Below are 14,238 nucleotides of genomic sequence, written 5' to 3' on the forward strand. Positions count from 1 at the left end.
GGCGGTCGCGGTCGAGGTCGAGGACCTGTACGAGCGGCTGGCCGCTGCCGGTTTCGGGTACGGTCCGGTGTTCCAGGGCCTGCGCGCCGCCTGGCAGTCGGGCGACGATGTGTTCGTCGAGGTGGCGCTGCCGGAGGACGCGCGCGACACCGCGGCCTCCTTCGGCCTGCACCCGGCGCTGCTGGACTCGGCACTGCACGTGCTGGGCACCGTCGACCTGCTGGAGGACACCGGACGAGGCCGGCTCCCGTTCTCGTGGAACGGTGTGACCCTGCACGCCTCGGGCGCCGCCGTCCTGCGGGCACGGCTCTCACGCACCGGCACGGACGCCGTCTCGCTGGAACTCGCCGACGAGACCGGTCAGGCGGTCGCCTCGGTCGAGTCGCTGGTGCTGCGCGAGGTCTCCGTGGAGCAGGTGCGCGGCGGCTACACGGAGTCGCTGTTCCGGGTGGAGTGGACCTCGCTCCCGGTCCCGGCCGCGCCCGCGGGCCGCTGGGCCGCCCTCGGCACGGACCCGACCGGAACCGGTGTCGAGTGCTTCACCGACCTGGCCGCCCTGGGGGCTGCCGCCGACGAGCGCGGGTCCGTTCCCGACGAGGTGTTCCTCGCGCTGGATCCGGTGGCCACCGACGACCTTCCGTCAACCGCCCGCGCCGTGCTGCACGGGGTGCTGGCCGTCGTCCAGGAGTGGCTGGCCGACGAGCGGTTCGCCGACTCCCGCCTGGTCCTGGTGACCCGTGGCGCGGCGGCGGGCGGCGAGGACCTGGCCCACGCCCCGGTCTGGGGCCTGCTGCGCTCCGCGCAGGCGGAGAACCCGGACCGCTTCGTCCTGGCCGACCTCGACGCCCAGGACGGCACCGGCGAACTCCTGGCGGGCGCGCTCGCCTCGGGCGAGCCGGAGTTCATCATCCGTGCGGGCGGGGTGAAGGTCCCGCGCCTGGCACGCGTCGAAGCATCCACCGCCGCACCGGTGTTCGGCACCGACGGTACCGTCCTGGTGACGGGCGCCTCCGGCACCCTCGGCGGTCTGGTCGCCCGTCATCTGGCTGCCGAGCACGGCGTACGCAGCCTGCTGCTGGTCTCGCGCAGCGGCGGCGGGTCCCAGAGCGCCGCGGAACTGACGGCCGCACTGCGCGAGTCGGGCACCGAGGTGACCTGGGCGGCGTGTGACGTCGCTGACCGTGCGGCGCTGGCGGACGTACTGGCCTCGGTGCCGGCGGAGTTCCCGCTGACGGGTGTGGTGCACACGGCCGGTGTCCTCGACGACGGCATCGTCTCCTCGCTCACCCCCGAGCGGATCGACACCGTGCTGCGCCCGAAGGTGGACGCGGCCTGGAACCTGCACGAGCTCACCGCCGATCTCGAGCTGACCGCCTTCGTCCTCTTCTCCTCCGCCGCCGGCACCTTCGGCGGCCCGGGCCAGGCCAACTACGCCGCCGCCAACGTCTTCCTGGACGCCCTCGCCCAGCGGCGCCGCGCCGCCGGCCTCCCGGCCGTGTCCCTCGCCTGGGGGCTGTGGGCCGAGGGCGCCGGCACGGCGACCGGTATGGCGGCCGCGCTCGCCGGCGGCGACGTCGACCGGATGGCCCGCTCGGGCGTGCAGGGGCTCTCCGCGGCCGAAGGCCTCGCCCTGTTCGACAGCGCCGCTGCCGGCGTCGACGCGGCCCTGGTCCCGATGCGGCTCGACCTGGCCGCGCTCCGGGCGGACGACGGCCGCGAGGTCCTGCCGCTGCTGCGCGGACTGGTCCGCGGCCCGGTCCGCCGCGCCGTGCGCTCCGCTCCGGCGGCGGGCTCGGAGCTGGCCGGCCGGCTGCGGGCCCTGCCCGCCACCGAACGCGAGCAGGCGGTGCTCGACCTGGTCCGCGGCCGCGTCGGGTCCGTCCTGGGCTACCCGGACACCACCTCGGTCGAGGCGGGCCGGGCGTTCAAGGAGCTCGGCTTCGACTCGCTGACCGCGGTCGAACTGCGCAACGAGCTGAACGGTGCGACGGGTCTGCGGCTGCCGGCGACGCTGGTGTTCGACTACCCGACGCCCGCCGCACTGGCCGCCTTCCTGCGCTCGGAGCTGGTCGGCGAGGAGACCGAGGCATCGGTCGCCGCCCCGGTCGCGGTCCTGGACGACGAGCCGATCGCGATCATCGGGATGAGTTGCCGCTACCCGGGCGGCGTGGAGTCGCCCGAGGACCTGTGGCGGCTGGTCTTCGAGGCGCGGGACGCGATCTCGGGCTTCCCGGCCGGCCGTGGCTGGGACCTGGACAACCTCTACCACCCGGACCCGGATCACCAGGGCACCTCGTACGCCCGCGAAGGTGGCTTCCTGCACGACGCGGGCCTGTTCGACCCGACGTTCTTCGGGATCTCGCCGCGCGAAGCCGTCGCGATGGACCCGCAGCAGCGCCTGCTGCTGGAGACCTCCTGGGAGGCGTTCGAACGCGCCGGCATCGACCCGGCCACGCTGCGCGGCAGCCGGACCGGCGTCTTCGCCGGTGTGATGTACCACGACTACGCCACGGCGATCGGCGAACTCCCGGACGGCGTCGAGGGCTACCTCGGCACGGGCAACTCCGGCAGCATCGCCTCCGGCCGCGTCGCCTACACGCTCGGCCTGGAAGGCCCGGCGGTCACCGTCGACACCGCGTGCTCCTCCTCCCTGGTCGCGCTGCACTGGGCGATCCAGGCGCTGCGAGGCGGCGAGTGCACCATGGCGCTGGCCGGCGGCGTCACCGTCATGGGCACACCCGAGACCTTCGTCGACTTCAGCCGCCAGCGCGGCCTCTCCGCCGACGGCCGGTGCAAGTCCTTCGCGGCCGCGGCCGACGGCACCGGCTGGGGTGAGGGCGTCGGCATGCTGCTGGTGGAGCGCCTCTCCGACGCGCGGCGCAACAACCACCCGGTCCTCGCCGTGGTCCGTGGTTCCGCCGTCAACCAGGACGGCGCCTCCAACGGCCTGACCGCCCCCAACGGCCCCTCCCAACAGCGCGTCATCCGCCAGGCCCTGGCCTCCGCCGGACTGTCGGCCGACGAGGTCGACGCCGTGGAGGCGCACGGCACCGGCACCACCCTGGGCGACCCGATCGAGGCCCAGGCGCTGCTGGCCACCTACGGCCGGGACCGCGACCAGGCCTCGCCGCTGTGGCTGGGTTCGGTGAAGTCCAACATCGGCCACACCCAGGCCGCCGCCGGCGTCGCAGGCATCATCAAGATGGTGATGGCCGTGCGGCACGGCATCCTGCCGCAGACCCTGCACGTGGACGAACCGTCGCCCAACGTCGACTGGTCCGCCGGCGCGGTCGAACTGCTCACCGAGGCCCGGCACTGGCCCGAGACGGGACGCCCGCGCCGGGCGGCGGTGTCCTCCTTCGGCATCAGCGGTACCAACGCCCACACCATCATCGAGCAGGCCCCCGAGACCGCCGAGCAGCCGGAGGCCGCCGCCGCGGAGCCGGGACGCTCCGCCGTGCTGCCGTGGCTGCTGTCCACGAAGAGCGAAGACGCGCTGCGGGCCCAGGCGGAGCGGCTGCTGTCCTTCGTCGAGACCCGGAGCGAGGACGAACTCGCCGACGTCGCCTACTCGTTGGCGACCACCCGGGCCACCCTGGAGCGCCGGGCGCTGCTGGTGGCCGAGGGCCGTGAGGAACTCGTCCGCACGCTGCGGTCGCTGGCGGCCGGAGAGCCGGCCGCCGGAATCGTCCGGGGCTCGGCGAGCGGAGGGAAGCTCGCTCTGCTGTTCACCGGTCAGGGCAGCCAGCGCCTCGGCATGGGCCAGGAGCTGTACCACGCGTATCCGCCGTTCGCCGCCGCTCTCGACGCCGTCTGCGCGGAGTTGGACCGGCACCTGGACCGTCCGCTGCGCGAGGAGATGTTCGCGGGCGAGCAGCTCGACCAGACCGGCTACACCCAGCCCGCGCTGTTCGCGGTCGAGGTGGCGCTGTTCCGCCTGGTCGAGGCATGGGGCCTGCGGCCCGACCTGCTGGCGGGCCACTCGATCGGCGAGCTGGCCGCCGCGCACGTCGCCGGGGTGCTGTCGCTGGCGGACGCCGCCAAGCTGGTGGCCGCTCGCGGCCGCCTGATGCAGCAGCTGCCCTCGGGCGGCGCAATGGCCGCGGTGCAGGCGAGCGAGGACGAGGTCCTGCCGTTCGTCACCGACGAGTTGGGCATCGCGGCCGTCAACGGGCCGGCCTCGGTGGTGATTTCGGGAGCCGAGCAGGCCGTCCTGGCGGCGGCCGAGCAGCTCGCCGCCCAGGGCCGGAAGACCAAGCGGCTCACCGTCAGCCACGCCTTCCACTCCCCGCTGATGGACGGCATGCTCGCCGACTTCCGCGCCGTCGCCGAGGGCCTGACCTTCCACGAACCGCGGATCCCGGTCGTCTCCACCCTCACCGGAGCGGTCGCCGACGAGCTGCACACCCCCGAGTACTGGGTGCGCCACGTCCGCGAGGCGGTCCGCTTCCACGACGCCGTCCGGACCCTGGAGCGCGAAGGCGTCCGTACGTACCTGGAGTTGGGCCCGGACGGGGTGCTGTCCGCGATGGGCCAGGAGAGCGCGACCGAGGACGCCCTCTTCGCGCCGGCGCTGCGCGCGGGCCGTCCGGAGGCACGGGCGCTGACCACCGCCCTGGCCCAGGTGTACGTGCGCGGCGCGCGGCTCGACTGGCAGGCGGTCTTCGCCGGTCGCGGCGCCCGCCGGATCGACCTGCCCACCTACCCCTTCCAGCGTGAGTGGTACTGGCTGGAGCCGGCGGCCCGGACGACCGTCACCGCGGCGGACGAGGTGGACGCGCGCTTCTGGGAGGCCGTGGAGCGCGAGGACCTGGACACCTTGGCCGCGACCCTCCAGGTCGACGGTGACCGCGAGTTGGGCGCGCTGCTGCCGGCGCTGTCCGCCTGGCGCAAGCAGGCCCGCGCCGAGTCCACCGTGGACGGCTGGCGCTACCAGGTCACCTGGAAGCCGGTCGCCGACCCGGCCGCCACCGTGCTGTCGGGCACCTGGCTGGTGGCCGTCCCGTCCGGGCGGGCCGGGGAGAGCATGACGGACGTAGCGCGGCTGCTGGCCGATCGCGGCGCGGACGTCCGCCAGATCCTGCTCGGCACCGACCGCACCGAGCTCGCCGCACGTCTGGCGGACGCTGCCGGTCCGGAGCCGGTGGCCGGCGTGCTGGCGCTGCCGGCGCAGTCCGGCGGCGTGGCCGAGACGCTGGCCCTGGTGCAGGCCCTCGGTGACGCCGGTATCCCCGCCCCGCTGTGGTGCGTGACCCGGGGCGCGGTCTCGACCGGCCGCAGCGACCGGCTCGCCAGTCCGGCGCAGGCCCAGATCTGGGGTCTGGGCCGGGTGGTGGCCCTGGAGCACCCCGACCGCTGGGGCGGCCTGATCGACCTTCCGGAAGCCGCTGACGAGCGGGCCCTCGCACGGCTGGCGGGCGCCCTGGCAGGTGACGAGGACCAGGTCGCCGTACGTACCTCCGGCCTCTTCGCCCGTCGCCTGGTGCGCGCCGCCAAGCCGGACGCCACCGCGCCGAACTGGCAGCCGAGCGGTACCGTCCTGGTCACCGGTGGTACGGGTGCCCTCGGGGCGCAGGTCGCCCGCTGGCTGGCGCGCAACGGTGCCGAGCACCTGGTGCTGACCAGCCGTCGCGGCCTGGACGCTCCCGGTGCGGCCGAACTGCGCGATGAGCTGGCCGAGTCGGGTGTCACCATCACGGTGGCGGCCTGCGACGTGGCCGATCGTGCCGCGCTGGCGGAGCTGCTGGCGTCCGTCGAGGTGTCGGCGGTGTTCCACACCGCCGGTGTGCTGGACGACGGCGTCGTGGACGGTATGACCGCCGAACGGTTCGCGGCCGTGGCCCGTCCCAAGGTGGACGCGGCGCTCAACCTGCACGAACTCACCGCCGGGCTCGACCTCTCCGCATTCGTCCTCTTCTCCTCCGTCGCGGGTGTCATCGGCAGCGCCGGCCAGGCCAACTACGCCGCCGCCAACGCCTTCCTGGACGCCCTCGCCGAGCAGCGCCGCGTAGATGGCCTGGCGGCCACCTCCATCGCCTGGGGCCCCTGGGCCGAGAGCGGCATGGCCACCGACCGCACCCTGGAGGAGCGCCTGAACCGGGGCGGACTGCCTGCCATGGCACCGGAGTCGGGCCTCACCTTCCTGCACCGGGCGCTGTCCTCGGGCGATGTGACGGTGACCGCGGCCGACTTCGTCTGGGAGCGCTTCGCCCCCTCCTTCGTCGCGACTCGCGCCGGCCGGCTGCTCGACGAGCTGCCGGAGGCCCGCCGGGCGATCGACGAAGCCAACGGCGACCGGCCTGTGGCCGGCGGTTCGACCACGCTGGCGCAGCGGCTCGTGGACCTGACCGAGGCCGAACGCGACACCGTACTCCTCGACCTGGTGCGCACCCAGGTGGCGACCGTCCTCGGCTACGGCAACCCGGAGGGCATCGAGGTCGGCAAGGCGTTCCGCGAGCTGGGATTCGACTCGCTGACCGCCGTCGAGTTCCGCAATCTGTTGGCCGCGGAGACCGGGCTGGCACTGCCCGCCACGGTGGTCTTCGACTACCCGTCGGTGCGCGCGCTGGCCGACCACCTGCACGCCGAACTGCTCGGCGCCGCCGCCGGCCAGGCCGCGCTGCCCGTACCGGGCGGCGTCGCGGAGGACGAGCCGATCGCGATCGTCGCGATGAGCTGCCGCTTCCCGGGCGGGGTCACCACGCCCGAGGAGCTGTGGCAGCTGCTGTCGACGGGCACGGACGCGATCTCCGGCTTCCCGACCGACCGCGGCTGGGACCTGGAGGCGCTGTACAGCAGCGACGCCGAGCAGGCCAACACCGCCTACACCCGTGAGGGCGGATTCCTCTACGACGCGGCCGAGTTCGACCCGGTCTTCTTCGGGATCTCGCCGCGCGAGGCACTGGCGATGGACCCGCAGCAGCGTCTGCTGCTGGAGACCTCCTGGGAGGCGTTCGAGCGGGCCGGAATGGACCCGGGGCTGCTGCGCGGCAGCCGGACCGGCGTGTTCGTCGGCACCAACGGCCAGGACTACCTCCAGCTCGCCATGGACGCCTCCGACGAGCTCGGCGGCTTCCTCGGCACCGGCAACGCCGCGAGCGTGGTCTCGGGCCGGCTCTCGTACACCTTCGGCCTGGAGGGCCCGGCAGTGTCGGTGGACACGGCCTGCTCCTCCTCGCTGGTCGCCCTCCACATGGCCGTGCAGGCGCTGCGGAACGGCGAGTGCACGCTGGCCCTGGCCGGCGGTGTCACCGTGATGTCCACGCCGGGTGCGTTCGTCTCCTTCAGCCGCCAGCGGGGTCTGGCGGAGGACGGCCGCTGCCGGGCGTTCTCGGCGGACGCGGACGGCACCGGCTGGGGAGAGGGCGTCGGCATGCTGCTGGTCGAACGGCTCTCCGACGCCCGGCGCAACGGACACCCGATCCTGGCCGTGGTCCGCGGCTCCGCCGTGAACCAGGACGGTGCGTCCAACGGCCTGACCGCCCCCAACGGCCCCTCCCAGCAGCGTGTCATCCGCCAGGCCCTGGCCTCCGCCGGACTGTCGGCCGAGGACGTCGACGCGGTCGAGGCGCACGGCACGGGCACCCGCCTGGGTGACCCGATCGAGGCGCAGGCGCTGCTGGCCACCTACGGCCGGGACCGCGACCAGGCTTCGCCGCTGTGGCTGGGGTCGGTGAAGTCCAACATCGGCCACACCCAGGCCGCCGCCGGCGTGGCGGGGGTCATCAAGATGGTGCTCGCCATGCAACACGGCGTACTGCCGCAGAGCCTGCACATCGACGAGCCGTCGCCGCACGTGGACTGGTCCGCGGGTGCGGTCGAGCTGCTGACCGAGGCCCGGCCCTGGCCGGAGACCGGCCGCCCGCGCCGGGCGGCGGTGTCCTCCTTCGGTATGAGCGGCACCAACGCGCACACCGTCCTGGAGCAGGCGCCACCCCTCCCGGCGGTCGCCGACATCCCCCAGGACGACGGTCGGGCCGTCCCGCTCCTGCTGTCGGGACGCACCGAGTCGGCCCTGCGCGAGCAGGCCGCGCGGCTGCGCTCTCACCTGGCGGAGCGGCCCGAGCTGTCGCTGACCGACGTCGGCCACTCGCTGGTGGTGTCGCGGGCCGCGTTCGAGCACCGGGCGGTGATCGTCGCGGCTGGCGGTGACGTCGCAGTCCGGGAGCTGGCCGCGCTGGCTTCGGGTGAGTCGGCCGGGAACCTGGTGCACGGTTCGGTGGTAGCGGGCCGGACGGCGTTCCTGTTCACCGGTCAGGGCAGCCAGCGGGCCGGGATGGGCGCCGAGCTGTACGAGGCGTTCCCGCCTTTCGCCGATGCGCTGGACGAGGTGTTCGCGCACCTGGACCAGTACCTGGACCGTCCGCTGCGCGACGTGGTGTTCTCGGGCGAGGAGCTGGACCAGACCGGGTACACGCAGCCGGCGCTGTTCGCGATCGAGGTGGCGCTGTTCCGGCTGGTCGAGGCATGGGGCCTGCGGCCCGACCTGCTGGCGGGTCACTCGATCGGTGAGCTGGCCGCCGCGCACGTCGCGGGTGTGCTCTCCCTGGCGGACGCTGCTGCGCTGGTGGCCGCTCGCGGCCGCCTGATGCAGCAGCTGCCTTCGGGCGGTGCGATGGTGGCGGTGCAGGCGAGCGAGGAGGAGGTGCTGCCGCTGCTGACCGACGAGGTGGGCATCGCGGCGGTCAACGGGCCTTCCTCGGTGGTGGTTTCGGGCGCCGAGGCGGCCGTTGTCGCGGTCGCCGAGCAGCTGGCTGCGCAGGGTCGCAAGACCAAGCGGCTGACGGTGAGCCATGCGTTCCATTCGCCGCTGATGGAGCCGATGCTCGCGGAGTTCCGTGCGGTCGCCGAGGGCCTGGCCTTCGCCGAGCCTCGGATCCCGATCGTCTCCATGCTGACCGGCCGGACCGCTTCGGCGGAGGAGCTGTGCTCGCCCGAGTACTGGGTGCGTCACGTCCGCGAGGCGGTCCGCTTCCACGACGCGGTCCAGGCCCTGGAGGCCGAAGGCGTCCGTACCTTCGTGGAGTTGGGGCCCGATGGTGTCCTGTCCGCGATGGGCCAGGAGGGCGTGAGCGAGGACGCGGCGTTCGTGTCGCTGCTGCGCACGGGCCGTTCCGAGACGCAGGCGCTGACCACCGCCGTCGCCCAGGCGTACGTGCGTGGTGCGAGCATCGACTGGCAAGCGGTCTTCGCGGGCCGGGGCGCCCGCCGGGTCGACCTGCCCACCTACGCCTTCCAGCGCCGCCGCTACTGGGTGGAGCCCTCCGCTTCGGGGCCGGCGGACGTTGCCTCGGCCGGACTGGCTCCGGCCGAGCACCCGCTGCTGGGCGCGGCCGTCGAACTGCCGGACCGTGACGGTTTCCTGTTCACCGGGCGGCTCTCGCTGCGCACGCACCCCTGGCTGGCCGGTCACGCGGTGGGCGACACCGTCCTACTGCCGGGCACCGTGTTCACGGAGCTGGCGGTACGAGCCGGTGACCAGGTCGGCTGCGGCGTGGTCGAGGAACTCACGCTGGACGTCCCGCTGGTCCTGCCGGAGGAGGGCAGCCTCCAACTCCAGCTCGTGGTCGGTGGAGCCGAGCCTTCGGGTCGCCGCCCGCTGAGCCTGTACGCCCGGCCGGAGGACGCCACCGGCTCGGCACCCTGGACGTGCCACGCGGCCGGTCTCCTCGGTGTCGCCGCCGCGCCCGCGACACCGCTCGACCCGGGCGACTGGCCGCCGGCCGGCGCCGTCGAGCTGCCGGTCGAGAGCCACTACGAGCGGCTGGCGCAGGCCGGGCTGTGCTACGGGTCGGCCTTCCGGGGACTGCGCAGGGCGTGGCGGCACGGCGACGAGATCTACGCCGAGGTCAGCCTGCCGGAGGAACTGCAGGGGGAAGCCGACTCGTACGGACTGCACCCCGCGCTTCTCGACGCGGCGCTGCAGCCCCAGGCCCTCGGGGCCGGCACTGCCACCGAGGAGGAGCCCGAGGCCCGCAGGCCGTTCGCCTGGAACGGCTTCGCCCTGCACGCGGCCTCGGCCGCCGAGCTGCGGGTCCGGCTGACCCCGGCCGGGCCGGACGCGGTCTCCCTGATCGTGGCCGACGGCACGGGCGCGCCCGTCGCCTCCGTGGAGTCCCTGGTCCTGCGTCCCGTCTCGGCCGAGCAGTTCGCCGGACCGAACGCGGCCGGCCACCACGACGCGCTGTTCCGCGTGGACTGGACGCCGCTGGCCGTCCCGCAGCCGGCGGCGGCCGGCGGCCACTGGGCCGTCCTCGGAGCCGACGACTTCAAGCTGGGCCTGGCCCTGGAGACCGCCGGTGCCCGGGTCGACTCCTACCAGGACCTGGTCGCCCTCTCGGCGGCGGTCGCGGACGGCGGTCCGGCTCCGGACACCGTCCTGGTGGCCTGCGCCGCGGCCGACGGCGGTGCACCGGGCCTGGTGCCCGCCGTGCACACGGCCGCGCACCGCACCCTCGCCCTGCTGCAGGACTGGCTGGCCGACGACCGGCTCGCCGCCACCCGCCTGGTCCTGGTGACCGGCGGAGCCGTCGTCACTTCCGGTGACACCGAGGCCGATCCGGTCCACGCACCCCTGTGGGGCATGGTCCGGGCGGCCCAGACCGAGAACCACGACCGGTTCGTCCTGCTGGACCTGGACGACGACGAGGACTCCCGCCGCCTGCTGCCGGGACTGCCGGCCGTTATCGCCTCCGGCGAGAGCGAGTTCGCGCTGCGCGCGGGTACGGCCCTCGTCCCCAGGCTGGCGAGGGTCCCGGTCCAGGCTGCGGCCGACACCCCGGCGGCCCGGCCGCTCGACCCGCAGGGCACCGTGCTGGTCACGGGAGGCACCGGCGGTCTGGGCGCCCTGCTGGCCCGCCATCTGGTCACCGAGCACGGCGTCAGGCACCTGCTGCTGACCAGCCGCCGGGGCCCCGCCGCCGAAGGCGCCGCGGAACTCGCCGCCGAACTCACCGAGTTGGGTGCCGAGGCGACCATCGCCGCCTGTGACACGGCCGACCGGGAGGCACTGGCCGCGCTGCTGGCCCGGGTGCCCGCCGAGCACCCGCTCACCGCGGTGGTCCACACGGCCGCGGTGCTCGACGACGGCGTGATCGGCGCACTCACCCCCGAGCGGGTGGGCCGGGTGCTGCGCCCCAAGGTGGACGCGGCGGTCAACCTGCACGAGCTCACCGAGCACCTGGACCTGGCGGCCTTCGTCCTCTTCTCGGCCGCCGCCGGCACCCTCGGCGGCGCGGGCCTGGGCAACTACGGCGCGGCGAACGTGTTCCTGGACGCGCTCGCCCGCCACCGCCGCTCCCGTGGACTCACCGCGGTCTCCCTGGTCTGGGGCATGTGGGCGGAACGCCGAGGCATGGCGGGCCGGTTGAGCGAGGTCGACCTCGCCAGGTCGGCGCGCGGCGGTGTGCTGCCGATGACCGCCGAGCAGGGCCTGGCGCTCTTCGACACCGCCCTGACGGTGCCGGACGAGCCGGTGCTGGTGCCGATGCACCTGGACCTGAAGGTGCTGCGCGCCCTGGCAGCCACTCCGGGCGCGCTGCCGACGCTGTTCCACGGCCTGGTCCGGGTCCCGGTACGCCGTGCCGCGGCGGTGACTGCCGCCACCGCCGAAGCCGAACCGGCCACCCTGACCCAGCAGTTGGCCGACCTGTCGGCGGCCGAGCAGGAGCGGGTGGTGCTCGACCTGGTGCGCAACCACGTGGTCGCCGTGCTCGGCTACACCTCGGTGGACCTGGTCGGCGGCGGGCAGGCGTTCCGCGAGCTGGGCTTCGACTCCCTCACCGCGGTCGAACTGCGCAACCGGCTGGGCGCGGCCACCGGGCTGCGCCTGCCGGCCACGCTCGTGTTCGACTACCCGACGCCCGCCCTGCTGGCCGAGTACCTTCGGGCCGAGGTGGCGCCCGGCGCCACCGAGGCGGAGCCGCAGCTCCTCGAGGAGCTGGGGCGTCTGGAGGGCGTACTCGCCTCGCTCGCCGCGGCCGGCCTGTCCGACGACACCGCGCACGGACGGATCGCGGCCCGGCTCCAGGCCCTGCTCACCACCTGGAACGAGGCCAACAGCGAAGCGGTGGACGGCGGTTCGGCCACGCTCGACGACGACGCCTCCGACGACGAGATCTTCGACTACATCGACAAGAAGTTCGGCAGGGGCTGACCGCATTGGACGCACTGTGCCGCAACCCCCTCAGCCTGTGTCCCGACGATTCGAATGGGCAGCGTTCCGATGGCCAATGAAGACAAGCTCCGCGATTACCTCAAGCGCGTCCTGAAGGACCTCGACGAGGCCCACGACCGACTGCGCGGCCTGGAGGAGAAAGCCCGCGAGCCGATCGCGATCGTCGCCATGGGCTGCCGCTTCCCCGGCGAGGTGAACTCCCCGGAGGACCTCTGGCAGCTGCTGGCCTCCGGTGGCGACGCGATCTCCGGCTTCCCGACCGACCGCGGCTGGGACATCGAGGGTCTGTACGACCCGGACCCGGACGCGCAGGGCACCGCCTACACCCGCGAGGGCGGCTTCCTGCACGAGGCCGACCGGTTCGACGCCGCCCTGTTCGGCATCTCGCCCCGCGAGGCGCTCGCCATGGACCCGCAGCAGCGCCTGCTGCTCGAGGTCTCCTGGGAGGCGTTCGAGCGGGCCGGGATCGACCCCGCCACCCTGCGCGGCAGCCGTACCGGCGTCTTCGTCGGCACCAACGGCCAGGACTACACACCGGTCCTGATGCGCTCGGCCGAGAGCTTCGAGGGCCACCTCGGCACCGGCAACACCGCCAGCGTGATGTCAGGCCGTCTCTCCTACACCTACGGCCTGGAGGGTCCGGCCGTCACCGTGGACACCGCCTGCTCGGCGTCCCTGGTCGCCCTCCACCTGGCGGTGCAGGCACTGCGGACCGGCGAGTGCACCCTGGCCGTCGCCGGCGGCGTGACGGTGATGCCCAACCCCGGCACGCTGATCGAGTTCAGCCGCCAGCGCGGGCTGGCCGCCGACGGCCGCTGCAAGTCGTTCGCCGGCGGCGCCGACGGCACCAACATGGCCGAGGGCGTCGGTCTGCTGGTGGTCGAGCGGCTCTCCGACGCCCAGCGCAACGGGCACCCGGTTCTTGCCGTGGTGCGGGGGAGCGCGGTCAACCAGGACGGCGCCTCGAACGGTCTGACGGCGCCGAACGGCCCGTCCCAGCAGCGCGTGATCAAGCAGGCGCTGGCCAACGCCGGACTGACCGCCGACCAGGTCGACGCGGTGGAGGGCCACGGCACCGGCACCACCCTCGGCGACCCGATCGAGGCGCAGGCGCTGTTGGCCACTTACGGTCAGCACCGGCCCGAGGACCAACCGGTCTGGCTGGGCTCGGTGAAGTCCAACATCGGCCACACCCAGGCCGCCGCCGGCGTCGCGGGCGTCATCAAGATGGTGCTCGCCATGCAGCACGGCGTACTGCCGCGGACCCTGCACATCGACCAGCCCACCCCGCACGTGGACTGGTCGGCCGGCGCCGTCGAGCTGCTGGCCGAGTGCCGGCCGTGGCCGGAGACCGGACGCCCGCGCCGGGCGGCCGTCTCCTCCTTCGGCATCAGCGGCACCAACGCCCACACCGTGCTGGAGCAGGCCCCCGAGACCCCCGCCGCCCCGGAGACGGAGGTCCGCCCCGCCCCGGCCGTGCTGCCGTGGCAGCTCTCCGGCCGGACCGCCGCCGCCGTGCGCGGGCAGGCGGCAAGGCTCGGCGACCACCTGGCGGCCCACCCGGCCCTGGAGCCTGCCGACGTCAGCTACTCGCTGGCCACCAGCCGCGCCGTCCTGGACCACCGCGCGGTGGTGATCGCCGAGGACCGGGACGGCGTACTCCGCGGCCTGGACGCACTGGCCTCGGGGAACTCGTCCGCGCAGCTCGTCGTGGGCAGGACGGTCGAGGGCAAGACCGCCTTCCTGTTCACCGGTCAGGGCAGCCAGCGCCTCGGCATGGGTGCCGAGTTGTACGAGACCTTCCCGGTCTTCGCCGAGGCTTTCGACGCCGTGTGCGCGGAGCTGGACGGGCATCTCGCGCGTCCGCTGCACGAGGTGGTGTTCGGCGGCGAAGAGCTGGACCGGACCGAGTACACCCAGCCGGCGATCTTCGCGGTGGAGGTGGCGCTGTTCCGGCTGCTGGAGTCGTGGGGTGTGCGTCCTGACTTCCTGGCGGGTCACTCGATCGGTGAGCTGGCCGCGGCGCACGTGGCCGGGGTGCTGTCGCTGGCGGATGCCGCGGT

1 protein-coding gene and 1 pseudogene are annotated in these 14,238 nt (G+C 74.1%); both read left to right on the top strand.

What is annotated here, in order from left to right:
* Positions 1 to 12,154 (top strand): type I polyketide synthase (locus tag ACWDAK_RS38490; RefSeq protein WP_427396070.1); only part of this gene is annotated, 12,154 nt, incomplete at its 5' end.
* 81 nt (positions 12,155 to 12,235) lie between these two features.
* Positions 12,236 to 14,238 (top strand): annotated as a pseudogene (locus tag ACWDAK_RS38495) (type I polyketide synthase); the annotation flags it as partial.

The organism is Kitasatospora sp. NPDC001175 (assembly GCF_053598215.1).